This window comes from Mycobacterium sp. NGS41 (assembly GCF_059812725.1).
This window is the reverse complement of the sequence record NZ_JCALDF010000002.1, coordinates 130,709-151,956: the sequence shown is the minus strand read 5'-3', so window position 1 is coordinate 151,956 and position 21,248 is coordinate 130,709. Positions and strand designations below refer to the sequence as shown.

Here is a 21,248-nt window from a genome sequence, read left to right as displayed (position 1 = left end):
CACGAGGGTCCGACAGATTCTGTTTCGGCGAGGGCGAAGGCCGCGAACGCTTCTGCGGAGGGCCGATTCGCCTATCGCTGCGCGAACGCGGACTGCAGCAGCTGGCGATCGAAGCCGCCCGGCGCGGCGCCGGTGACCGCGTACTGGTAGACGGCGACGCGGAATATCTGGCTCAGCGCACTGGATACGAACGACACAACGATGACGGCCGCGACAGTGACCACCAGGACGGCCACCCCGAGTGGCCACAGGTGTATTTCGACAAGCACGAGACCAACACCGCCGCCGGCAAGCACGATCACGAGGGTGACCAGAAATGTCACTACACCTATCGTCGCCGCTCCCGTCGCACCCTCACCCCATCGCGCCTTCACGGCGGCAGCCGAGCGCTTAAGAGAGTCGATCGGCCCAGTGCCTTCCAACGCGAGCACCGGGATCACGAAGAATGTCGCGATCGCCCACGCGGCGCCGGCGATCCAGGCCACGATCTTGCCCACGAAGTCCAAGCGCTCTTCGAGCGCGCGCAGGATCAGCCCGACCGTCGTCGCCACGACACTCCAGCCCAGGATCGGGCCGATGCGTTGCCAAGCGGCGCTGAGGCCTTCGCTGACCTTGGTGTCCTCGCCGCACATTGAGCGCGCCGCGCAGGCTGCGAGCGCCACGTTGAAGAAGACGGCGATAAACGTCGACACGTATGCCGTCGCCAACCCGGCCGCGTAGAGGACTGGATCGTTCCGATCCACCTGATTGCCCTGGAACACACCCCGCGCGAGCAGCGCCGACGCCCAGATCGCGGCCATCGCGAGGAGAGCGAAGATGGTCGACAGGATGGGAAAGATCACCAGCGAGCGGTCATGTTTCAGAACTTCCCAGCTCTGTCTCGTCAGCGCCCAGCCGCGCCCGATGCTGCCCATGCTGTTCCCCGTCCGTCGTCGGCCGCCGCGAAGTTTGCCAGCTCCCACATTGTGAGCGGATATCCTAGCTCGCGGGCGATCGCCACAGACAGTGTTCGGAATTGTCCGGATACTGGAATCTCAAGTGTCGAAACGGCCAATCGGAGGTACCCAACGCCCAGTTGCAAACCGACAACACCTGGCCCGAGGAAATAAGGGAGGGACTCCGAACGTGAAGGACGTGGAGGGCTTCATGCCGCCTGACGAAGTGCCCGAAGCCGATGCAGTCGAACAGCACCAGGCCGCCGATTTCGCTGACGATACGGATATCGACACCCCCTACCCGAGCACGAATGCCGAAGCCAACGAAGCCGATCTGATCGAACAGGCTTTGGACGTCCCTGTTCCTGACGATGAAAGAGACGCCGGCTACTGAGTCTGGCACCATCGACGCGTGACCGCCGACCTTCACGTGCACCGCTTCGGCCCGCCCGGCCCGGTGCGGGTGCTGGCGCTGCACGGGCTGACCGGCCACGGACGACGCTGGCAGCATTTGGCCGACTACGTACCCGAAATCGCCGTCGCCGCACCCGATCTGCTCGGCCACGGCAGGTCGTCGTGGAACGCGCCGTGGAGCATCGACGCCAACGTCGCGGCACTGGCCGCGTTGCTCGACGAGCAGGCCGAAACACCGGTGCTATTGGTGGGGCACTCCTTCGGCGGGGCACTGGCGTTGCAGCTGGCCGCGGTTCGTCCGGAACGCGTGGCCGCGCTGCTGCTGCTTGACCCGGCCGTCGGTCTGGACGGCAAGTGGATGAGTGAAATCGCCGAAGCGATGTTCTCCTCCCCCTACTACTCCGACCGCGCGGAAGCCCGCCAGGAGAAGGCCGCCGGCTCCTGGGCGGACGTGGACCCCGCGGTGCTCGACGCCGACCTCGACGAACACCTGGCCGAACTGCCGGACGGACGGTTCGGGTGGCGCATCAGCCTGCCGGCGATGATGTCCTACTGGAGTGAGTTGGCCCGAGACGTCATGCTGCCTCCCGCAGGCACGCCGACGCTTGTGGTCCGGGCGAAGTGGACTTCGCCACCGTATGTCAGCAGCCAACTCGTCGCGAGTCTGCAGGACCAGTTGGGGGCGGACTTCGAGCTGCTGAATTTCGAGTGCGACCACATGGTGCCGCACGCCAAACCCGCTGAGGTCGCCGCGCTGATCCGCAAGCAGTTGGAAGCGCGCTAGCCATGGCGCCGGTAACCGACGAGCAGGTCGAGCGCGTGCGCTTCCTGGTCGCGGCCATTCCGTCCGGCCGGGTCGTCACCTACGGTGACATCGCCGCTGTCGCAAAGCTTTCCAGCCCGCGCATTGTGGGCTGGATCATGCGGACCGACTCCTCGGATCTGCCTTGGCACCGGGTGATCACTGCTTCCGGCCGCCCAGCCAGGCACCTGACGTCGCGGCAGCTGGAGCTGCTGCGCGCTGAGGGAGTGCTCAGCGTCGACGGCAAGGTCGCGCTGAGCGAGGTCCGCTACGACTTCCCGCCCGGGATTTAGAGCACCAGCCGGACCAGTGCGGCGGTGCGGGCCAGACCGGGAAACGCCCCGGCGGTGGACCGCGGGTGCAACGCGTGCACAGCCAACCGAAACATCAACGCCCGCAACAACATCTGCGGCCACTCGGGTAACGCGTTCCAGCGTTCGATAAGTCCGTCGTCGGCTTCGCCCCAGGACAGCGCGTCGATGACGACGACAGCCGCGGCCCATGATGCGGGTCGCCAGTAAGGCGTGATGTCGGTGATGCCCGGCGCCGCGGTACCGATGAAAAGCACTGTGCCGTAAAGATCTCCGTGCACCAGCTGGTGCGGGCTCTTGGTCGGTTTGCGCAGCCCCGCGAGCTGGTTGATCATGTCGATCGACTGCTCGGCGTCCGCGGTCGGGGACGCAGTCCGCGCCCCGGGAGGAACCGAATGCAACGGCCGCTCTTCCCACGCGGCGCGGTCGGCGGCGATGAAAACGTCGACCTCGCCGAAGTTCGCCGCGGGTCCTTGGGTCAGGAATCGAGGGCGTTCCAGCTTGCCGGTGGCTTCGTGAAGTCGCACCGCCGCCGAGACGACTTCATCGTGTCTGGGCTCCGGTTTGCCGGCGACGAAGGTGTCTGCTCGCCAGCCCGCAACCACATACCGCCCGTCGGTCGAGCGGACCGGGCGGGCCAGGCGCACCCCGTCGACGAACAACGTCTCCCGCACCCGGGCCGACCAGGCCGCTCGGGCGTTGTCAGCCACCAGCGACAGGACGACCTCGCCGCATCGCCAGCCGTCTTCCCATCCGGAACCCAAGCGGACGGGCTTGACACCAGTCAAACCGAACGCCACCAGCACGTGTTCCGGTGGCGGCTCGACATTCACAGGGGTCAGCCTAGTGGAGCACGCCCGTGGCGATCGCAAGCGCGGCGGAGCCGGGCGCGGCGGGTCGCCACCATTGAACACCGTGGCTATCGGGTCAGTACATCACCATGTCGGGCTGCATCTGTTTGGCCCATGCCACGATCCCACCCTGCAAATGAACCGCGTCGGAGAAACCGGCCTCCTTCACCGCAGCCAACACCTCGGCGGAGCGCACTCCCGTCTTGCAGTAGAGCACCGGCATGCGGTCCTGGGGCAGTTTGGCCAGGCCCTCGCCCGAATTGAGCGACGACTTGGGGATCAGTTGGGCTCCGTCGATGTGCACGATGTCCCACTCGGCGGGCTCGCGAACGTCGATCAGGGCCAGTTTCTTGCCGGAGTCCAGCAAATCGCGCAACTCCCGCGGGGTGATGCTGGAGCCGCTGGCCGCCGCAGCGTCGTCATCGGACACCACGCCGCAGAAGTCGTCGTAGTCGATCAGCTCGGTGATCCGCGGCCTCGACGTCTCTGACGGATCCCTGCGGATCCTGATTGTGCGGTAGCTCATCTGCAGCGCGTCGTAAATCATCAACCGGCCGAGCAGTGTTTCGCCGATGCCGGTGATCAGCTTGATCGCCTCGGTACCCATCACCGACGCGATGGAGGCGCAGATGATGCCCAGCACGCCGCCTTCCGCACAGGACGGCACCATGCCCGGTGGTGGCGGCTCGGGGTACAGGTCGCGGTAGTTGAGGCCCCGCCCGTCGGGAGCGTCCTCCCAGAAGACCGACACCTGGCCTTCGAAGCGGTAGATCGATCCCCACACGTACGGCTTTCCGGCCAGCACCGCGGCGTCGTTGACCAGATAGCGGGTGGCGAAGTTGTCGGTGCCGTCCATCACCAGGTCGTACTGCTTGAACAAACCCACGGCGTTGCTGCGTTCCAGCCGCACCTCGTGCAAGCGCACGTCGATCAGCGGGTTGATCGCCAGGATCGAGTCGCGCGCCGACTGGGCCTTGGACCGTCCAACATCGGCGACACCGTGGATGATCTGGCGCTGCAGGTTCGATTCGTCCACCACGTCGAAATCGACGATGCCCATCGTGCCGACGCCGGCCGCGGCCAGGTAGAGCAACGCCGGCGCGCCGAGCCCGCCGGCCCCGATCACCAATACCCGCGCGTTCTTAAGCCGCTTCTGCCCGTCGACGCCCAGGTCAGGGATGATCAGATGCCGGCTGTAGCGGGCCACCTCGTCGCGAGTCAACTCGGCTGCGGGCTCGACCAGCGGCGGGAGGGATGTATGGGATGTCGACAACGAACATCTCCTCGGTTTGCTTCGCGCTTCAACTTCTGCACGCGTCGTCACATCCATCACAGCAGTTGCGCGGGTCGACGGCAACGACGGTCACTAGAGATCAACACCGCCGAGCAGACGCAAAATCCCCTTTTTCGGCATGCAAATGGGCGATTTTGCGTCTGCTCGCGAGGGGGAGGTGGCCCCAGCTCGCCACGGGAGGAGGTGCGACCGGCTCCGCCAGCTCTAGGCGATCGGGTACGGCCAGGGGTTGAATCGGCAGGTCTTGCCGTCCGCCTTGACGAATTCGGGGTCGAACTTGGCCCCGTCGTCGTTGGACGTGGAGAACGTCTGCTGCATCATCACCGGGGCCAGACCGCCCTGCTTGTCGCACGGCTCGTGGCGCACGTACCCGATCGCGTGGCCCACCTCGTGGTTGACCACGTATTGCCGGTACGAACCGATATCCCCTTCGAACGGAAGCGCTCCGCGCACCCAGCGCGCCTCGTTGATGAACACCCGCGCCTGGCGGTCCGCTCCGTAGACCGGGTTGTAGCACGAGGTCTCCAACCGGAATTCGTAGCCGCAACCCTCACGCACGGTTACCGGGGAGGCCAGCGAGATCCGGAAGTCGGGTTTTCCGTTATCGATCCGGACGAACGCGAATTGCGGGTTGTGTGTCCAGCCCTTCGGATTGGCCAGCGTCTGGTCGACCATCTGGGCGAACGCGTTGTCCCCGCCGTACATCGTCGGGTCCAGGCCGTTCTCGATCTCGACCGTGTATCTGAACACCTTCGCGGTGCCCTGACCGAATTGCGGCGACGCGCCCGGAACGACATGCCAGGCCTTTTCGCCCGCCTCCGTGAAGGGACCGCCGTCCGGCAGCGTCCCGGCAGGCAGACTGTCGTCGAATGCGGCCAGGCCGCGCGGGGGCGCGTCCAGAATCGCCGTACCGACCGCACCGATGGCCGGCGGTCCCTGGATGGACTCGCTGGCCGCAGGCTTGGGCGCGCTGGTTCCGGTAACCGTCTGGTACACCACCAGCCCGGTGAGCGCCGCCAGCACAGGCAGCGCGTACGCACGCCAGCCATAGGTCGACACGAATCGCCCCAGCCAGGTTTGTTTGCGCCATTGACGCGGCCGATCGCGTTCTGCGCGAGCGCGTCCGGCCTCGGCGAGGGGGTCACGCTGCGCCCGCAGCGGTTCTCGCCACTCGTCGCGCAGCACCGGTACCCGACCGGTGCTGCGCACAGGTCGCGGTGAAGTCATTTCCCCAGGATGGCACAGTCAGCGCGGACTACGACGGCTGGCGCGCCCGAGTGCGCCCCAACGCTCCCATCTGCGAGCACCGACACCACCGATGCCGGTCGATAGGCCGTCCCGAAGCAATCATGGGTAGTAATGTCTTTTCGACGAGCCAGGAGGCTGGGCCGCGTCGCGCGACACCCGCAATAATCAAGCGGCCAACGAATCAGATGAGGACCCGATGAGCGATCTCGCCAAGACAGCGCAGCATCGTGCCGTCAAGGCGGCCGACCGCGGTCGATCCGCCGATAGCGTTGCCGCTTCCAGCCGGCGCGGCAACCGGCTGCCTCGCGACGAGCGTCGCGGCCAACTGCTCGTCGTCGCCAGCGACGTCTTTGTCGACCATGGTTTTCACGCGACCGGGATGGACGAGATCGCCGATCGGGCAGGAGTCAGTAAGCCTGTTCTGTATCAACACTTTTCGAGCAAGCTCGAGCTGTATCTGGCGGTGCTCCATCGGCACGTCGAGAACCTGGTCTCCGGTGTGCAGCAGGCCCTGAGGACCACTACCGACAACCGGCGGCGGCTATACGCGGCGGTTCAGGCGTTCTTCGACTTCATCGAGCACGACAGCCAGGGTTACCGGCTGATCTTCGAAAACGACTATGTCACCGAGCCCGAGGTGGCCACCCAGGTGCGAGCAGCCACCGAATCGTGCATCGACGCGGTGTTCGCCCTGATCGCCGAGGACTCCGGACTAGAGCCGCACCGCGCCCGGATGATCGCGGTGTGCCTGGTTGGCATGAGCGTCGACGCGGCCCGTTATTGGCTGGACGCAGACCGGCCGATTTCCAAGGCAGACGCCGTCGAGGGCACCGTGCAGTTCGCTTGGGGCGGACTGTCGCACGTGCCGCTTACGCGCTCTTAGTGCGCTTTCCCCGCGGAGCCGGCGGGATCAGCGCCAATTCCGAAGCCGACCCGGCGGGCGTCGGCAACACCGATCTCGACGTAGGCGATCTTGGCGGTGTGAATCAGGAATCGGCGGCCCTTCTCGTCGCTCAGGCTCAGCAGACCCGAGCCCTCGCGCAGCGCGGTATTGACCAGTCCTTCGACTTCGTCGGGCGTCTGCGCACTGGAAAAGACCAACTCGCGTGGACTGTCCGTGATACCGATCTTGACCTCCACGGTGGGCCCCTTTCCCAATTTCTCCGGCTGTTCCCTCGCAAAACGTGTCAGCAGCAGGCTAGTTGACGCCTCCGGCGGACAGCGCCCCCTGGCCCCGAGAGCGTGGTTCGCGGTAAGCGAAACGACCCGTGGAGCAGATAACGATTCGCTTGCAACTGGTCATCAACCCAGCGGCGTGACGCCCCGCTCGTACTTTCACATCTATAACATCGGCACCATCAGTACCACACTGCACCCGCTCGACGACGAGGTAGAGGACTACCCGTACGACGAGGACTACGAGACCGGAGCCGGAGACGACGGCTACGGCGAGTCGCTCTGGCCGGGCAATTACCGGTGGCGCCCCGCCACTGCGATCATCGGCGCGGTGCTGGCCATTGGAGCCATCGCGACCGCCGTCATCATCAACAGCGGTGACAGCGCGTCGACGAAGGCGACTATCGGGCCAACGGCATCTCGGACACCAGTGATTTCCACCACACCGCGGATAACCACCCCGCCCAGCCTGTCGCCGAGCGCGCCGTCATCCAGCCCGTCTCCCAGGTCGCCACTTCCCCGCGAGACGGTCACCACCGTGCCGCCCTCCAGCACACTGCCCAGCAAACCGTCGTTGCGGACCCCCACTGCGGCGCCGGCCCCCACTGCCGTTCCGCCGTCAGTCACGCTGAACCCGCGGACGGTGGTCTACAGCGTGACTGGCAACAAGCAGCTGCTCGACGTGGTGAGCATCGTGTACACCGATGCCAAGGGCTATCCGCACACCGAGTTCAACGTGGCGCTGCCGTGGTCGAAGATGGTGGTTCTGAACCCAGGCGTGCAGACCGAATCGGTCATCGCGACCAGCCTCTACAGCCAGCTCAACTGCGTCGTCGTCAACGCCGCGGGTCAGCCGGTGCTGGCGTCGGCCAAAAACGGGAACATCGCGACCTGCACGCGTTAAACGCAAGCGTTAGCTAAGACCGAGATCACGCATGCGTTGGTCGTGCGTTTCCTGCAGGCGGTCGAAGAAAGCGCCGAGCTGACTGAGACCCCTGGTCCCCGATACCACCAGGTCGACCAGCTCATCGTGGTCGGCAAGCAGGTACTGAGCCTGGGTGATCGTCTCGCCGAATAGCCGACGAGCCCACAGTGCCAGCCGGCTGCGCTGTTTGCTGCTGGCGGTAACCGCGCTACGCACCTCGGCGACCACGAATTGAGAGTGCCCAGTCTCCGCCAAGGCCTCTCGCACGACGTCGGCAACCTCATCGGGCAAACCGCCGGCGATCTCCAGATACAACGTGGACGCCAAAGCATCCGCGACATACGTCTTCACCAGGGCTTCCAACCACGTGCTCGGCGTGGTCAGCCGGTGGTAGTTATCCAGCGCCGAGACGTATTTCGACATGGCCGACACCACGTCGACACCACGGCTCTCCAGAGCGTCGCGCAGCCGCTCATAGTGCCCCATCTCGGCGGCTGCGATGCTGGCCATCGAGATCCGGCCACGCAGGTCCGGCGCCATCCGCGCCTCTTCCGTCAGCCGATAAAACGCCGCTACCTCCGCATATGCCAGCAACGCGAAAAATTCGTTGACCGCAGGATGATCCGCCGGAATCCGTGGTACGGCTAAATCTGCGACCTGGTCCGCGGACGAGGGCGAAGTCATGGCAACACTGTAGTCGGCGGACTTAAGCGCAACTGGGTGCCCGCTGTGCCACCGGCTATCATGCTCATAGGTAGTGGCTGTGTCCGTATCTGTTGGGTACTGCCGTTACCGGCGAAATGTGCGTGCACAGCTGCGCCGATCGGATCGAGCCTCCCTCGGCCGAGGATCGGCCGGCGACCCGGAGACGTTTTCGGAGTCGGAATTCGTGCGCGCGTGACCGCGAGAGAACAACCGACCACACCGAATATCGTCACCGGAAGGCTTATTCACCACGTATGACCGCCCTTAAAAGCACGACTGAACCGACCCAGAAACCCACATTTGCCAAACTCGGAGTCCGCGACGAAATTGTGCGCGCACTGTCCGAAAAGGGCATTGACCATCCCTTTGCTATTCAAGAACTCACCATGCCGCTCGCGCTGGCCGGCGAGGATGTGATCGGCCAGGCCCGCACCGGCATGGGTAAAACCTTCGCGTTCGGCGTACCGCTGCTGCAGCGCATCACGGCCGGTAACGCGCAACGGCCCCTCAACGGCGCGCCGCGCGCCCTGATCGTGGTGCCCACCCGGGAGCTGTGCCTGCAGGTGACCGGCGACCTGGCCACCGCCGCCAAATATCTGACCGCCGGAGACGAACCGCAGCGACAGCTGTCCGTCGTGGCCATCTACGGCGGACGGGCCTACGAACCGCAGATCGAGGCGCTGCAGAACGGCGCCGACGTCGTGGTGGGCACGCCCGGCCGGCTGCTCGACCTCTGCCAGCAGGGTCACCTGCAGCTGGGCGGACTGTCGGTGCTGGTGCTCGACGAGGCCGACGAGATGCTCGACCTGGGCTTTTTGCCCGACATCGAACGCATCCTGCGTCAGATCCCCGCCGACCGGCAGTCGATGCTGTTCTCGGCGACCATGCCGGACCCGATCATCACGCTGGCCCGCACCTTCATGGACCAGCCCACCCACATCCGGGCCGAGGCGCCGCACTCCCTGGCCGTGCACGACACCACCGAGCAGTTCGTCTACCGCGCCCACGCGCTGGACAAGGCGGAGCTGGTCAGCCGGATACTGCAGGCTCACGAGCGGGGCGCGACGATGATCTTCACCCGCACCAAGCGCACCGCGCAGAAGGTGGCCGACGATCTGGCCGAACGCGGTTTCGCGGTCGGCGCCGTCCATGGTGACCTCGGGCAGATCGCACGTGAGAAGGCGCTCAAGGCGTTTCGCACCGGCGACATCAACGTGCTGGTCGCCACCGACGTGGCCGCGCGCGGTATCGACATCGACGACGTCACCCACGTCATCAACTACCAGTGCCCCGAGGACGAGAAGATGTACGTCCACCGCATCGGCCGCACCGGCCGCGCCGGCCGCACCGGAGTCGCGGTCACCCTGGTCGACTGGGACGAGCTGCCCCGCTGGACGATGATCGACAAGGCACTGGGACTGGGCTCCCCTGACCCGGCCGAGACCTACTCCAACTCACCACACCTGTACACCGAACTGGCCATCCCAACGGAGGCCGGTGGCACGGTCGGCACGCCACGCAAGTCGCCGGTCAAGCGCCGCGACACCCAACGCGACGCCAAGCCGGCCTCGGATAAGTCGGCCGCCAAGCCACGGACGCGCAACGGCACAAAACGACGCCGCACACGCGCTGGCCAACCCGTCACCGGGCACCCCGCCCCCGCCAACAACGGTGCCGACGTGGAAGCCCCCGCGCAGACGCCGTCCAGCGCCACCTCGGCCAACGGGGAACCTGCCCGGCGCCGTCGTCGTCGGCGGCGCAACGGCGGCCAAGACGCCGGACCAAAACTCGCCGCGCACGCGAACTGACCCGCGGCCGCCTGATGGTGCGACCCGAACGCCGGACCAAGGGCGACATCGTGGCCGCCGCGGCGATCGTGCTCGCGGTCGCAGTGGTCGCGGCCCTCATCTGGTGGACCAGCGACGCCCGGGCAACCGTCAGCCGGCCGGCCGCTGCGCCGGCGCCCAATCCAACTCCGGCCAAACACGTGCCGATCGCGCTGACGGAGTTGTGGAAGGCGGCCAGCCCCGCCACCACGACACCGATCGTGGTCGGCGGGTCGGTGAGCACCGGTGACGGGCGCCGAGTGGAAGGACACGATCCCGCGACTGGTGAGACCCGCTGGAGCTATGCCCGCGACACCGACCTGTGCGGGCTGACCTGGGTCTACCACTTCGCCGTCGCGGTCTATCGAGACGACCGCGGTTGCGGCCAGGTCAGCACCATCGACGGGTCTACCGGTCGCCGCGGGCCCGCCCGCAGCAGTTACGCCGATCCACGCGTACACCTGTCCGCCGACGGCACGACCGTGTTGTCGGCCGGCGAGACTCGCCTGGAGCTGTGGCGGTCGGACATGGTCCGGATGCTGGTCTACGGCGAGACCGATGCCCGGGTGAAGCCATCGGCGCGGGGCCTGCACTCCGGATGCAGGCTGGCGTCCGCAGCGGCCAGCTCGTCTGCGGTGTCGGTGCTGGAAGCCTGCGCGAATCAGCCGGACTTGCGGCTGGTCCTGTTGCGCCCGGGCAAAGACGACGACGAACCCCAACAACACCTTGTGGCCGAACCTGGACTACGCCCCGGCTCGGGTGCTCGCGTGCTGGCCGTCTCGGACACCAGCACGGCCGTGTATCTGCCTGGAAATTCCGGCGCGCAGCCGAAAGTCGACGTCGTCGACGACACCGGCGCGACGGTGGCGAGCACGCTACTGCCCAAGCCGCCATCGGGTTCGGCCGTCACGTCACAAGCGGGCAACTTGGTGACCTGGTGGACCGGCGACTCATTGATGGTCTTCGATACGGGCAGGCTGACCCTGCGCTACACGATCGCCGCCGGCGAGACGGCGGTGCCGCTGGGGCCGGGGGCGATGATGGCCGGTCAGCTGCTCGTGCCGATCACCGGCGGCATCGGGGTGTACGACCCGCTCAGCGGCGAGAGCAACGCTTTCATCCCGGTGAACCGGTCGCCGAGCAGCTCAGCGGTGGTTCCGGCCGTTTCGGGCTCCAGGGTGTTCGAGCAGCGCGGCGACACCGTGGTAGCCCTCGGCTAATTGTGGCGAGCAGACGCAAAAGCCCCCTAAACCAGTGGTTTTCGGGGGCTTTCGCGTCTTTTCGCGCTACACCTCGACGCTGAAACTGGGCAGCGGTTTGCCGGACTTCCAGTGCTTGACCAACGCCTCGGCCAGCTCGCGGTAGGCCACCGCTCCTTTGTTCTTACGCCCCGCCATCACCGACGAGCCCGACGCGCTGGCCTCGGCGAAGCGCACCGTGCGTGGAATCGGCGGAGCCAGCACCGGCAGGTCGTAGCGGTCTGCGACGTCGAGCAGCACATCGCGAGTGTGCGTGGTTCGCGAGTCGTACAGCGTCGGCAACGCGCCCAGCATCCGCAGGTCCGGGTTGGTGATCTGCTGAACGTCGGCAACCGTGCGCAAAAACTGGCCGACGCCGCGGTGTGCCAGCGTCTCGCACTGCAGCGGCACGATGACCTCGTCGGCGGCCGTCAAACCGTTGAGCGTGAGCACACCCAGCGAGGGCGGACAGTCGAGGATGACGACGTCGAAATCGGAAAGCTTGGCCAGCGCACGCTTGAGCGCGTACTCGCGGCCGGCTCGCATCAGCAGCATTGCCTCCGCGCCGGCCAGGTCGATGTTGGCCGGCAGCAGCGTCATCTCCTCGTTGGTGGTGACCAGCGCGGCGTTCGGTTCGACCTCACCGAGCAGTACCTCGTGCACGGACACCGGTAGTTTGTCCGGGTCTTGGCCAAGCGAGAAGGTCAAACAGCCCTGCGGGTCCAGATCGACGAGCAGCACTCGTTTTCCGATGTCCGCCATCGCCGCACCGAGCGAAGCAACCGTCGTCGTCTTGGCCACGCCGCCCTTCTGGTTGGCCACCGCCAGTACCCGGGTCTTAGTCAAAGCGCCGCTCCTCTCCCCCGCAAGCGGGAGGTACCCCCACATCGCTCGCGGTAACAGTGCCCATCCTGGCATGTCCCCCGGCGGCTGCTTCGCACGGTGGCTCCCGCAGGGCTCCGGCATGTCGTTGGGGCAGAATCGGTCGGCATGAGCGTGCACAACCACCGGCTGGTGCTATTGCGCCACGGCGAGACCGAATGGTCGAAAACCGGCCAGCACACCGGCCGTAGCGAGATCGACCTGACCGATATCGGCCGGGCGCAGGCGATGCTGGCCGGGTGGGTTGTCAATGAGCTCAAACTCGATGACCTGCTGGTAGTGAGCAGCCCGCGCGAACGGACGTTGGACACCGCGCGCCTGGCTGACATCGCCGTCGACGAGGTCTCGCCCCTGATCGCCGAGTGGGACTACGGCAAATACGAGGGCCTGACCACCCCGCAGATCCGGGAAACCGAACCCGACTGGCTGGTGTGGACACACGGATGTCCCGACGGCGAAAGTGTCGCCCAGGTCAGCGACCGCGCGGACCGGGCCGTCGCGATGGCCTTGGAGCACATGGAGTCACGCGACGTGCTGTTCGTCGGCCATGGTCACTTCTCCCGCGCGGTGATCACCCGCTGGCTCGAACTGCCGCTGACCGAGGGGAGCCGCTTCGGTATGACGACGGCATCGATCGCGATCTGCGGGTTCGAGCACGGATTGCGGCAGCTCACTGCGCTTGGGTTGACCATTCAGTGAACACCGCTGAACCGCCGTTCGTGTTATGCGGGCCGGGGGGAACTCTGGTTGCCCACGGGGTGCGGGCAGGCTACCCCGACGTGCCTGCAGCGCAAGCGGCACTGCGCTCGGGAGCTACGCCAATAGTATTGGGCGCGTTGCCTTTCGACCTCAGTAAGCCCGCGGCGTTGCTGGCGCCGGAGGCCCTGCGGCGTCCCGACGCGCCGCCCGACTGGCCGACGGGACCGCTGCCGTCGGTTCGCGTCACCGCCGCCGTCCCGGCGCTTGCCGACCATCGGGACCGGATCAGCCGGGCCCGGGATCAGCTCGCGGCAGCCGACAACGCGCTGCGCAAGGTGGTGCTGGCCCGCGCCCTGCGGTTGGCTGCGGAGGAGTCGTTGGATGCCCGCGTCATCCTGCGCCGCCTCGTCGACGCCGATCCGGCCGCATACGGCTATCTCGTCGATCTGACCCCCGCAGGCGACAACTATGCAGGTGCCGCTCTGGTGGGCGCCAGCCCGGAACTGTTGGTCGCACGCGCCGGGGATCGCGTTGTGTGCCAACCGTTTGCCGGTTCGGCGCCTCGAGCCGCCGACCCCGACGACGACGCCGCCAACGGCGCGGCGCTGGCCGCATCGGCCAAGGACCGCCACGAGCACCAACTTGTCATCGAAACGATGCGCGCCGCCTTGGAGCCGCTGTGCGATGACCTGACCATCGCGTCTGAGCCACAACTGAGTCGCACCGCGGCCGTCTGGCACCTGTGCACACCGATCAGCGGCCGCCTGCGCGACACCTCAACCACTGCAATCGATCTGGCGTTGGCGCTGCACCCTACCCCCGCGGTCGGAGGAGTCCCGACCAAGGCCGCAGCCGAGCTCATCCGCGACCTGGAAGGTGACCGCGGTTTCTACGCCGGCGCCATCGGATGGTGCGACGCCCGCGGCGACGGTCGCTGGGTGGTGTCCCTCCGGTGCGCGCAACTGTCGCCCGACCGGCGCACCGCCCTCGCGCACGCCGGTGGTGGCATTGTCGCCGAATCCGATCCTGATGACGAGGTCGGCGAAACCACAACGAAATTCGCAACCATACTGAACGCGCTGGGAGTTGCGCATGACTGAGATCATCCGCCGCGTCATACCGGATGACGCCGCCGACATCGCTGACATGATCCACGGCCTGGCCGAATTCGAGCGCGCTCCCGATGAATGTACTGTCACCGAATCACAAGTTGCCACAGCCTTATTCGGCGATTCGCCGACGGTACACGGCCACGTCGCGGTGGTGGACGGCGAAATCGCCGCGATGGCGCTGTGGTTTCTCAGCTTCTCCACCTGGGACGGTGTCGCGGGGATCTATCTGGAAGATCTGTTCGTGCGGGCCAAGTTTCGCCGTCGCGGCCTGGCCCGTGCACTGCTGTCGGAGCTGGCCCGCGAATGCCACGACAACGGCTACACGCGGTTGTCGTGGGCGGTGCTGAACTGGAACTTCGATGCCATCGCGCTGTACGACCAGATCGGTGCGCGGCCGCAGCGCGAATGGACCACCTATCGGCTTTCCGGCTCGGGTTTGGCCGAACTGGCGGGATCACGCTGATAGGCGCCCGCCGCCCAGCGCACCGCTGCGGGACTGAACAGCAATATCAGCGCGCTTAGCGCCACCAACGCCAGCGGGATCCCGAAGGCGGGCCGATGCGAGCCCACCGCGAGGTACCACGCGACCGGCAGCAGCAGCAATTGGGTGAACACCCCCAGCCCGCGGCCCCAGCGCTTGCCGGCCAGCAGGGCCCATCCGGCGGCGAGCACGCCGCCGCCGACCACCGTGAACCAGATCGCGGTTCCCAGGCCGTTGACCACGTGCTGATCGGCTCCGGCGAGCCCGCGGATCACCAGCACCGCGGCCATCACCAATGCGGCCGCACCCTGCAGCGCGACGATTGCACCGGCGCCGCGCACAGCGCCCGGGGCTGAAGTCGTCACAACGTCAGCGTAGTCAGGCCGCCTGCTCCTCGGCGGGGCGCGCAGCGTCCCGCATCGTCGCCAAGCCTGTGCTCAACTCGCCCGGCTCCTCAGCGGGGCGCGCAGCGCCCCGCATCGTCGCCAAGCCTGTGCTCAACTCGCCCGGCTCCTCAGCGGGGCGCGCAGCGCCCCGCATCGTCGCCAAGCCTAAGCTCGTGCTTCATGCGCGCCGTGCTGATCGTCAACCCGACCGCCACTTCCACCACACCGGCCGCTCGCGACCTACTGGCGAACGCGCTCAAAAGCCGCCTCGAGCTCACCGTCGAGCACACCACCCATGCAGGTCACGGGGGTGAACTCGCTCACAACGCCGCGGAGAACGGGGTGGACCTGGTGGTCGTCCACGGCGGCGACGGAACGATTAGCAATGTGGTGAACGGTTTGCTCGGTCGCCCGGGTACCGCACCAACCGGACCCTCGAGGACCCTGCCTGCGGTTGCGGTGGTGCCGGGAGGCTCGGCGAATGTGCTGACACGGTCGCTGGGCCTCTCGCGGGACCCGGTAGCCGCCACTAACCAGATGATCCAGCTGCTCGATGACTACCGCCGTCACCGAACGTGGCGCCGCATCGGACTCATCGACTGCGGCGAGACGTGGGCCATGATCAACGCCGGGATGGGCGTCGACGCCGAGGTGGTTGGTGCCGTGGACGCTCAACGCAAGAAGGGCGCCAAGGTCACCCCGTCGCGCTATTGGCGCGTGGCAGTGCCGGTCGCGGTCGCCTTCAGCCGCCGCGAACCCACCCTCACGCTGGAACTGCCGGACCGCGACGCCATTCCGGGCACACACTTCGCGTGGGTGTCCAACACGACGCCCTGGACCTATAGCAACGAGCGGTCCTTGGTGACCAACCCGGGCTGCAGCTTCGAGACAGGCCTCGGGGTGTTCGCAGTTACCAGCATGAAGTTTTTTCCCACTCTGGGATTGGTGCGCCAGATGCTGTCGAAACGGGCGAACCCGCAGGCCAAGCAACTCGTCCGGGATGACGACGCGGCTTGGCTGCGGGTGACCACCAACGGCGAACCGGCTGCCACTCAGTTCGACGGTGAGTACCTGGGCCTGCGCGAAAGCATGACGTTTCGAGCGGTTCCCGACGCGCTGGCGGTCGTCGCCCCGCCCGCTAAAGGCCGTTCTGACCAGCGGCGACAGCCCCCGCACGCAAATTGAGACGAAAATCTCTGGGGAAGTGGCGGGCAGTGTAGTACAACGGTCTAAGGGCTTTGATAAGAGTTCGTCAAAGTGAGATAGCCCACGAGCTAACTGACGCTATTGACATCTGTTGAGCCTGTGAAACGATCAAAAGGTTGCATGCAGAAATTTTGTAGGGGTACGGATACCTTTCTTGTGCACGCGCTAACTGCGGAAGAAAAATGGCCGTGCGCCTTGCTGCGCACTCAGTGAGGAGTAAGTACTTATGGATTGGCGCCACAAGGCGGTCTGTCGCGACGAGGATCCCGAGCTGTTTTTCCCGGTAGGAAACAGCGGCCCGGCGCTCGCGCAGATCGCTGACGCGAAACTGGTCTGCAATCGATGCTCGGTGACCACGGAATGCCTCGCCTGGGCTCTCAACACAGGCCAGGACTCGGGCGTATGGGGCGGCATGAGCGAAGACGAGCGACGCGCACTCAAGCGTCGCAGCGCCCGGACGAAGGCACGTAGCGGAGTCTGACGCAGGTTCCAGATAGTGCGGCCTCGACGATCGTCGGGGCCGCACTCTTGCGTGCCGGCATCACAGCAGCAGCCGGGCCCTACGGCCGATCGGTACCCGCAGCACCACATCGGTGCCCTGCCCGGCGCCTTCGCGCATGCTCAGCGTGCCGTCGAGCTCGGCGGACACCAGCGTGCGCACGATCTGCAGGCCAAGGCTGTCCGACTTCTCCAAGGTGAATCCCGCCGGCAGGCCGCGCCCGTCGTCATGAACCACGACATCCAGCCAGCGCGCCGAGCGCTCGGCGCGGATCGTCACCGACCCCTCGGGGGCTATCGGGTCGAATGCATGCTCGATGGCGTTCTGCACGAGTTCGGTGATCACCATGATCAGCGCCGTGGCGCGGTCGGAGTCCAGCACGCCGAGATCGCCGTCGCGGTTGATCCGGATCGGCCGGTCCACCGACGCCACATCGTTCATGATCGGCAGAATCCGGTCTATGACCTCGTCGAGGTTGACCTGCTCGTCCACCGACATCGACAACGCATCGTGCACGAGGGCGATCGACGACACCCGGCGTACCGATTCGATCAGCGCCTCGCGTCCTTCGGCGTTGGACGTCCGCCGCGCCTGCAGGCGCAGCAGCGCCGCGACCGTTTGCAGGTTGTTTTTCACCCGATGGTGAATTTCGCGAATGGTGGCATCCTTCGAGATGAGGGCCCGGTCTCGGCGTTTCACCTCGGTGACGTCGCGGATCAGGATCGCGGCGCCGGCGCTGGCGCGGTTGACCACCAGCGGCAGGGTGCGCAGCAGGACCGTGGCACCCCCGGCGTCGACCTCCATCCGCATGCTCGTCCCACCGGCCAGCAAGTCGAGCACGTGCTCGGCCACCTCTTGCGCCTCGAACGGGTCCGAGATGAGCGGGCGCGTCACCTCGATGAAGTTGTGCCCCTCCAACTCGCTGACCAGCCCCATCCGGTGATAGGCCGATAGCGCATTGGGGCTGGCGTAGGCGACCACACCGTTGACGTCCAGCCGGATGAAGCCGTCGCCCGCCCGCGGGGTGGAACGCGACATGGCCACGTCCCCCACGTCGGGAAAGGTGCCTTCGGCCAGCATGTGCAGCAGGTCGGTGGCGCACTCCTGGTAGGCGCTCTCCAGGTGGCCGGAAGAGCGCTGGGCCGCCACTTCGGTCTGGTGCCGGGTCAGGACCGCCACCACCTGGTCGCCATATCGCACCGGGGACGCTTCGACGTTAGGGCCGGGCAGTTGCCACGAACGCTGTTGGCCCGCCCCGCTTTCCCGCTCGGCAGTACCAGAAGCAAAGGTCGCTGCGACGAGCGGCAATCGTTCGGCCGCGACGACGCTGCCCACCGCATCGGTCTGCAGCACCGTGGGCGCGGTATTGGGCCGGCATTGCGCCACACACACCAGCACGCCGTCATCGCGACGCACCCACATCAGGTAGTCGGCGAACGACAGGTCGGCCAGCAGCTGCCACTCGCCCACCACCGCATGCAGGTGGTCGACGGCGTTGCCCGGCAGCACGGTGTGTTCGGCAAGCAGATCACCGAGAGTGGACATGACGCACCCCCCAGTGCTCCCGGATAAGCCCGGATTGCCTATGTGTTGGGTCCAACGGCTAGCTGATCACAGCGATTAGATCGCCGGCCTGGATGACGTCACCGACCGACACACTCACCTTGCTGACGGTGCCGTCGACTTCGGCCAGCACCGGGATCTCCATCTTCATCGACTCCAGCAGCACAACGGTGTCGCCTTTGCCGATCTGGTCGCCCTCGCGGACAACAACTTCGAGCACGCTGGCCACAATCTCGGCACGAACATCCTCGGCCATCTTCACCCCTCTTGTTTCGGCCATTCCGCATGCTGACTGTTGTCTCGCAGGCTCATGTATATCGAACTATAAGACCGGCCGGAACTCCGGCGCGCGGGCTAGCGACGCGGCGTCACGGGCCGCATGGGACACTATTGGACAACCGGGTGGACTTGAGATATCTAAGCCGCCCCGCATTCCACGAAACGACGGAGGTTAACCATGGCCAAGCGTGGCCGTAAGAAGCGCGACCGCAAGTACAGCAAAGCCAACCACGGCAAGCGCCCAAACTCGTAGCGCGAGCAGACGCAAAAGCCCCCGTTTCGCGCCGAATACGGGGGCTTTTACGTCTGCTCGCTAGGGTCCACCACGGATGATGGTGGTTCGGCGGATCTCCAGTCGCAGGCGTTCCCGCAAACCCTCGGGAGCCTTCTCACCTCTACATTTGGTCGCGATCAACGCCTTGATCCGCTCCTCGAGCCCGTAATGCTTGAAGCATCCTGGGCATGCCTCGAGGTGCTGTCGCAGCTTCTCTCGAGATTCCGGGGTGCATTCCCCGTCAAGCAGGGTCCATACCTCGGCGATCACTTCCGCGCAGCCTAGGTAGCCGTGGGATTCGTCGGCATCGCTGGCGGCGGCGCGAGGCTCGACCGGGCCGGGAAACTCGGTCATGACGGCACCTCCTCGTGCGTCTGCTGACCCCGGATGAAGCCCCGCTCCCTCGCCACATCGGACAAGAGGGCGCGCAGCTGGCGTCTGCCTCGATGAAGCCGCGACATCACGGTGCCGATCGGCGTATCCATGATCTCGGCGATCTCCTTGTACGGGAAACCCTCGACATCGGCGTAGTAGACCGCCATCCGGAATTCCTCCGGAAGTGCCTGCAACGCTTCTTTGATCTCAGTGTCCGGCAGTGCCTCGAGCGCTTCGACCTCGGCCGAACGCAGGCCGGTGGAGGTATGTTCGGCATTGGCCGCCAACTGCCAGTCCGTGATTGCCTCGGTGGGATATTCCGCTGGCTGCCGCTGCTTCTTGCGGTAGCTGTTGATGTAAGTGTTGGTCAGGATCCGATACAGCCAGGCTTTGAGGTTGGTGCCTGCCCGAAACGACCGGAAACCCGCATAAGCCTTCACCATCGTCTCCTGGAGAAGGTCTTCAGCGTCGGCTGGATTTCGCGTCATGCGCAGTGCACCGCCGTAGAGCTGATCCAGGAGTGGAATCGCGTCACGCTCGAAGCGCGCGGTGAGTTCCTCGTCCGTCTCCTCGGGTGGTGCAGGCTCTGGAACGTCCAACTCGGTGCCGCCGTCCCCCACGATGTCCAGGTCGGCCATGTCGTTTAGCACGGTCCCTTCTGCAAACAGATGAGCCAACTGCTCAGTGTTCAACGGATTGCACAACAGGATCGTCGCCGTTGACACCTGACTTACCCTCCCAATCTAAAGGCTGCGACCGACAGTAGAAACCGCCCCAATCAACAGCGGTGGACGGCGCGCTATTTCCAGGCGCTGTCCGGTGTGCCGATCCCCCGGTCCCGACGGGCAGGGCAGGACGTTAGTGTGACGCCATGTCCCACGCCACGTCTTTGCAAGGCAAGACCATGTTCATTTCGGGCGCTAGTCGCGGTATCGGCCTCGCGATCGCCAAACGGGCCGCCCAAGACGGCGCCAACATCGCCCTGATCGCCAAGACCGCCGAGCCGCACCCCAAGCTGCCCGGCACGGTGTACACCGCCGCCAAGGAGCTCGAGGAAGCCGGCGGCCAAGCGCTGCCGATCGTCGGGGACGTGCGCGACCCGGATTCCGTCGCCGACGCGGTGGCTAAGACCGTCGAGCAGTTCGGCGGCATCGACATCTGCGTCAACAACGCCTCGGCGATCAACCTCGGGTCCATCACCGACGTCCCGATGAAGCGCTTCGACCTGATGAACGGCATCCAGGTGCGCGGCACGTATGCGGTGTCGCAAGCGTGTATCCCCCATCTGAAGGGCCGGGAGAACCCGCACATTCTGACGCTGTCGCCGCCGGTGCTGCTGGACAAGAAGTGGCTGAAGCCGACGGCCTACATGATGGCCAAGTTCGGTATGACGTTGTGCGCGCTGGGAATCGCCGAGGAACTGCGCGACGAGGGCATCGCGTCGAACACGCTGTGGCCGCGCACGCTGGTGGCCACCGCCGCGGTGCAGAACCTGCTGGGCGGTGACGAAGCGATGGAGCGGGCCCGTAAGCCCGAGGTATACGCGGACGCGGCCTACGTCATCCTGAACAAGAACTCCCGCGAATACACCGGCAACACCTTGTTGTGCGAGGACGTGCTGGTCGAATCCGGCGTCACCGACTTGTCGGTGTATGACTGCGTGCCCGGTGGGAACCTCGGCGTCGACTTCTGGGTAGACGGCGTCAACCCGCCGGGGTACAACCAGTCCTGACGCCGGCCTCTAGCCGTGATCGCAAGCGCGGCGGA

At 66.0% G+C, this 21,248-nt stretch carries 27 protein-coding genes; 14 read left to right on the top strand and 13 right to left on the bottom strand.

From position 1 onward, the window contains the following. Positions 1-71: 71 nt before the first annotated feature. Complete coding sequence (locus AC5Y21_RS02910; RefSeq protein WP_499909234.1) at positions 72-914, bottom strand: DUF6159 family protein; 843 nt, start codon at positions 912-914, stop codon at positions 72-74. A 211-nt stretch (positions 915-1,125) separates the two neighbouring features. Between AC5Y21_RS02910 and AC5Y21_RS02905 the strand changes: the two genes are divergently transcribed. From AC5Y21_RS02905 to AC5Y21_RS02895, 3 genes are read left to right on the top strand one after another with little or no spacing between them, the layout of a single operon-like run. Further along, positions 1,126-1,329: an Rv3202a family protein gene (locus AC5Y21_RS02905; RefSeq protein ID WP_499909232.1), complete on the top strand. Its 204-nt coding sequence runs from the start codon at positions 1,126-1,128 to the stop codon at positions 1,327-1,329. A gap of 18 nt (positions 1,330-1,347) precedes the next feature. Further along, complete coding sequence (locus AC5Y21_RS02900; protein ID WP_499909230.1) at positions 1,348-2,133, top strand: alpha/beta fold hydrolase; 786 nt, start codon at positions 1,348-1,350, stop codon at positions 2,131-2,133. 2 nt (positions 2,134-2,135) lie between these two features. After that, a complete protein-coding gene (locus tag AC5Y21_RS02895) occupies positions 2,136-2,444 on the top strand; it encodes an MGMT family protein (protein ID WP_499909228.1) in 309 nt (102 codons plus the stop codon). On the opposite strand, the gene AC5Y21_RS02890 is transcribed toward AC5Y21_RS02895, so the two are convergent. The 3 genes from AC5Y21_RS02890 to AC5Y21_RS02880 form a co-directional block, all read right to left on the bottom strand. Further along, on the bottom strand, positions 2,441-3,295 hold the full coding sequence (locus tag AC5Y21_RS02890; RefSeq protein ID WP_499909226.1) for a TIGR02569 family protein: 855 nt from the start codon (positions 3,293-3,295) through the stop codon (positions 2,441-2,443). The two genes, AC5Y21_RS02895 and AC5Y21_RS02890, sit on opposite strands and share 4 nt — an antisense overlap. Before the next feature lie 94 nt (positions 3,296-3,389). Continuing rightward, complete coding sequence (gene moeZ / locus AC5Y21_RS02885; protein WP_499909224.1) at positions 3,390-4,586, bottom strand: adenylyltransferase/sulfurtransferase MoeZ; 1,197 nt, start codon at positions 4,584-4,586, stop codon at positions 3,390-3,392. A gap of 225 nt (positions 4,587-4,811) precedes the next feature. Further along, positions 4,812-5,834 (bottom strand): DUF3152 domain-containing protein, encoded by a 1,023-nt coding sequence (locus tag AC5Y21_RS02880; RefSeq protein WP_499909222.1) that lies wholly within the window; start codon positions 5,832-5,834, stop codon positions 4,812-4,814. A 217-nt stretch (positions 5,835-6,051) separates the two neighbouring features. Here AC5Y21_RS02880 and fasR point away from each other — a divergent pair, with 217 nt between their 5' ends. Then, positions 6,052-6,738: an HTH-type transcriptional activator FasR gene (gene fasR, locus AC5Y21_RS02875; RefSeq protein WP_499909220.1), complete on the top strand. Its 687-nt coding sequence runs from the start codon at positions 6,052-6,054 to the stop codon at positions 6,736-6,738. On the opposite strand, the gene AC5Y21_RS02870 is transcribed toward fasR, so the two are convergent. Then, complete coding sequence (locus tag AC5Y21_RS02870) at positions 6,735-6,995, bottom strand: DUF3107 domain-containing protein (protein WP_499909218.1); 261 nt, start codon at positions 6,993-6,995, stop codon at positions 6,735-6,737. The two genes, fasR and AC5Y21_RS02870, sit on opposite strands and share 4 nt — an antisense overlap. 217 nt (positions 6,996-7,212) lie before the next feature. On the opposite strand from AC5Y21_RS02870, the gene AC5Y21_RS02865 reads away from it, so the two are divergent. Further along, on the top strand, positions 7,213-7,935 hold the full coding sequence (locus tag AC5Y21_RS02865; protein ID WP_499909571.1) for an MmpS family transport accessory protein: 723 nt from the start codon (positions 7,213-7,215) through the stop codon (positions 7,933-7,935). A gap of 9 nt (positions 7,936-7,944) precedes the next feature. On the opposite strand, the gene AC5Y21_RS02860 is transcribed toward AC5Y21_RS02865, so the two are convergent. Then, positions 7,945-8,640, bottom strand: a complete 696-nt coding sequence (locus tag AC5Y21_RS02860; RefSeq protein WP_499909216.1) for a ferritin-like fold-containing protein — start codon at positions 8,638-8,640, stop codon at positions 7,945-7,947. Positions 8,641-8,915: 275 nt separating this feature from the next. On the opposite strand from AC5Y21_RS02860, the gene AC5Y21_RS02855 reads away from it, so the two are divergent. Both AC5Y21_RS02855 and AC5Y21_RS02850 read left to right on the top strand, forming a co-directional pair. Next, on the top strand, positions 8,916-10,469 hold the full coding sequence (locus AC5Y21_RS02855; protein ID WP_499909214.1) for a DEAD/DEAH box helicase: 1,554 nt from the start codon (positions 8,916-8,918) through the stop codon (positions 10,467-10,469). A gap of 14 nt (positions 10,470-10,483) precedes the next feature. Beyond that, positions 10,484-11,707 carry an Rv3212 family protein gene (locus AC5Y21_RS02850; protein WP_499909212.1) on the top strand — a complete coding sequence of 408 codons (1,224 nt, stop codon included), beginning with the start codon at positions 10,484-10,486 and terminating at the stop codon, positions 11,705-11,707. A 66-nt stretch (positions 11,708-11,773) separates the two neighbouring features. Here AC5Y21_RS02850 and AC5Y21_RS02845 read toward each other — a convergent pair whose 3' ends face one another. Continuing rightward, positions 11,774-12,571 carry a ParA family protein gene (locus AC5Y21_RS02845; protein ID WP_499909210.1) on the bottom strand — a complete coding sequence of 266 codons (798 nt, stop codon included), beginning with the start codon at positions 12,569-12,571 and terminating at the stop codon, positions 11,774-11,776. Positions 12,572-12,715: 144 nt separating this feature from the next. On the opposite strand from AC5Y21_RS02845, the gene AC5Y21_RS02840 reads away from it, so the two are divergent. The 3 genes from AC5Y21_RS02840 to AC5Y21_RS02830 are packed head-to-tail and all read left to right on the top strand — an operon-like array spanning position 12,716 to position 14,881. Beyond that, a complete protein-coding gene (locus tag AC5Y21_RS02840; protein ID WP_499909208.1) occupies positions 12,716-13,306 on the top strand; it encodes an acid phosphatase in 591 nt (196 codons plus the stop codon). Further along, a complete protein-coding gene (locus AC5Y21_RS02835) occupies positions 13,303-14,406 on the top strand; it encodes an isochorismate synthase (RefSeq protein ID WP_499909206.1) in 1,104 nt (367 codons plus the stop codon). The genes AC5Y21_RS02840 and AC5Y21_RS02835 overlap by 4 nt, the downstream gene beginning before the upstream one ends. Further along, on the top strand, positions 14,399-14,881 hold the full coding sequence (locus AC5Y21_RS02830; protein ID WP_499909204.1) for a GNAT family N-acetyltransferase: 483 nt from the start codon (positions 14,399-14,401) through the stop codon (positions 14,879-14,881). Before AC5Y21_RS02835 ends, AC5Y21_RS02830 begins: the two co-directional genes overlap by 8 nt. Here the strand turns inward: AC5Y21_RS02830 and AC5Y21_RS02825 are convergent. Further along, entirely contained in the window at positions 14,833-15,264 is a 432-nt protein-coding gene (locus tag AC5Y21_RS02825) for a hypothetical protein (protein WP_499909202.1), read from the bottom strand. The genes AC5Y21_RS02830 and AC5Y21_RS02825 overlap by 49 nt on opposite strands. 13 nt (positions 15,265-15,277) lie before the next feature. Then, the gene (locus tag AC5Y21_RS02820; protein ID WP_499909200.1) at positions 15,278-15,439 is read right to left on the bottom strand and encodes a hypothetical protein; all 162 of its coding nucleotides are present in this window, start codon (positions 15,437-15,439) and stop codon (positions 15,278-15,280) included. Between the two features lie 26 nt (positions 15,440-15,465). On the opposite strand from AC5Y21_RS02820, the gene AC5Y21_RS02815 reads away from it, so the two are divergent. Continuing rightward, positions 15,466-16,470, top strand: a complete 1,005-nt coding sequence (locus tag AC5Y21_RS02815; RefSeq protein ID WP_499909198.1) for a diacylglycerol/lipid kinase family protein — start codon at positions 15,466-15,468, stop codon at positions 16,468-16,470. Between the two features lie 247 nt (positions 16,471-16,717). Next, positions 16,718-16,972: a transcriptional regulator WhiB1 gene (gene whiB1 / locus AC5Y21_RS02810; protein WP_499909196.1), complete on the top strand. Its 255-nt coding sequence runs from the start codon at positions 16,718-16,720 to the stop codon at positions 16,970-16,972. 60 nt (positions 16,973-17,032) lie between these two features. On the opposite strand, the gene AC5Y21_RS02805 is transcribed toward whiB1, so the two are convergent. Next, on the bottom strand, positions 17,033-18,535 hold the full coding sequence (locus AC5Y21_RS02805; RefSeq protein WP_499909194.1) for a sensor histidine kinase: 1,503 nt from the start codon (positions 18,533-18,535) through the stop codon (positions 17,033-17,035). Between the two features lie 58 nt (positions 18,536-18,593). After that, complete coding sequence (locus AC5Y21_RS02800) at positions 18,594-18,809, bottom strand: biotin/lipoyl-binding carrier protein (protein ID WP_499909569.1); 216 nt, start codon at positions 18,807-18,809, stop codon at positions 18,594-18,596. Positions 18,810-19,010: 201 nt separating this feature from the next. Here AC5Y21_RS02800 and AC5Y21_RS02795 point away from each other — a divergent pair, with 201 nt between their 5' ends. After that, positions 19,011-19,085 carry a 50S ribosomal protein bL37 gene (locus AC5Y21_RS02795; protein WP_003416889.1) on the top strand — a complete coding sequence of 25 codons (75 nt, stop codon included), beginning with the start codon at positions 19,011-19,013 and terminating at the stop codon, positions 19,083-19,085. A 60-nt stretch (positions 19,086-19,145) separates the two neighbouring features. Here the strand turns inward: AC5Y21_RS02795 and rsrA are convergent, their stop codons facing one another. Together rsrA and AC5Y21_RS02785 are read right to left on the bottom strand one after the other, a co-directional pair. After that, entirely contained in the window at positions 19,146-19,460 is a 315-nt protein-coding gene (gene rsrA / locus AC5Y21_RS02790; RefSeq protein WP_499909192.1) for a mycothiol system anti-sigma-R factor, read from the bottom strand. Next, on the bottom strand, positions 19,457-20,119 hold the full coding sequence (locus AC5Y21_RS02785; RefSeq protein WP_499909567.1) for a sigma-70 family RNA polymerase sigma factor: 663 nt from the start codon (positions 20,117-20,119) through the stop codon (positions 19,457-19,459). Before AC5Y21_RS02785 ends, rsrA begins: the two co-directional genes overlap by 4 nt. A gap of 233 nt (positions 20,120-20,352) precedes the next feature. On the opposite strand from AC5Y21_RS02785, the gene AC5Y21_RS02780 reads away from it, so the two are divergent. Continuing rightward, positions 20,353-21,213, top strand: a complete 861-nt coding sequence (locus AC5Y21_RS02780; RefSeq protein ID WP_499909190.1) for an SDR family oxidoreductase — start codon at positions 20,353-20,355, stop codon at positions 21,211-21,213. Positions 21,214-21,248 lie beyond the last annotated feature (35 nt).

Excerpts from the sequence above, each read along its gene's own strand:
- AC5Y21_RS02910 (WP_499909234.1), bottom strand. The coding sequence starts at position 914 with ATGGGCAGCATCGGGCGCGGCTGGGCGCTGACGAGACAGAGCTGGGAA.
- AC5Y21_RS02895 (WP_499909228.1), top strand. The coding sequence starts at position 2,136 with ATGGCGCCGGTAACCGACGAGCAGGTCGAGCGCGTGCGCTTCCTGGTC.
- AC5Y21_RS02880 (WP_499909222.1), bottom strand. The coding sequence starts at position 5,834 with ATGACTTCACCGCGACCTGTGCGCAGCACCGGTCGGGTACCGGTGCTG.
- fasR (WP_499909220.1), top strand. The coding sequence starts at position 6,052 with ATGAGCGATCTCGCCAAGACAGCGCAGCATCGTGCCGTCAAGGCGGCC.
- AC5Y21_RS02860 (WP_499909216.1), bottom strand. The coding sequence starts at position 8,640 with ATGACTTCGCCCTCGTCCGCGGACCAGGTCGCAGATTTAGCCGTACCA.
- AC5Y21_RS02855 (WP_499909214.1), top strand. The coding sequence starts at position 8,916 with ATGACCGCCCTTAAAAGCACGACTGAACCGACCCAGAAACCCACATTT.
- AC5Y21_RS02850 (WP_499909212.1), top strand. The coding sequence starts at position 10,484 with ATGGTGCGACCCGAACGCCGGACCAAGGGCGACATCGTGGCCGCCGCG.
- AC5Y21_RS02840 (WP_499909208.1), top strand. The coding sequence starts at position 12,716 with ATGAGCGTGCACAACCACCGGCTGGTGCTATTGCGCCACGGCGAGACC.
- AC5Y21_RS02830 (WP_499909204.1), top strand. The coding sequence starts at position 14,399 with ATGACTGAGATCATCCGCCGCGTCATACCGGATGACGCCGCCGACATC.
- AC5Y21_RS02820 (WP_499909200.1), bottom strand. The coding sequence starts at position 15,439 with ATGCGGGGCGCTGCGCGCCCCGCTGAGGAGCCGGGCGAGTTGAGCACA.
- AC5Y21_RS02815 (WP_499909198.1), top strand. The coding sequence starts at position 15,466 with ATGCGCGCCGTGCTGATCGTCAACCCGACCGCCACTTCCACCACACCG.
- whiB1 (WP_499909196.1), top strand. The coding sequence starts at position 16,718 with ATGGATTGGCGCCACAAGGCGGTCTGTCGCGACGAGGATCCCGAGCTG.
- AC5Y21_RS02805 (WP_499909194.1), bottom strand. The coding sequence starts at position 18,535 with ATGTCCACTCTCGGTGATCTGCTTGCCGAACACACCGTGCTGCCGGGC.
- AC5Y21_RS02800 (WP_499909569.1), bottom strand. The coding sequence starts at position 18,809 with ATGGCCGAGGATGTTCGTGCCGAGATTGTGGCCAGCGTGCTCGAAGTT.
- rsrA (WP_499909192.1), bottom strand. The coding sequence starts at position 19,460 with ATGACCGAGTTTCCCGGCCCGGTCGAGCCTCGCGCCGCCGCCAGCGAT.
- AC5Y21_RS02785 (WP_499909567.1), bottom strand. The coding sequence starts at position 20,119 with ATGGCCGACCTGGACATCGTGGGGGACGGCGGCACCGAGTTGGACGTT.
- AC5Y21_RS02780 (WP_499909190.1), top strand. The coding sequence starts at position 20,353 with ATGTCCCACGCCACGTCTTTGCAAGGCAAGACCATGTTCATTTCGGGC.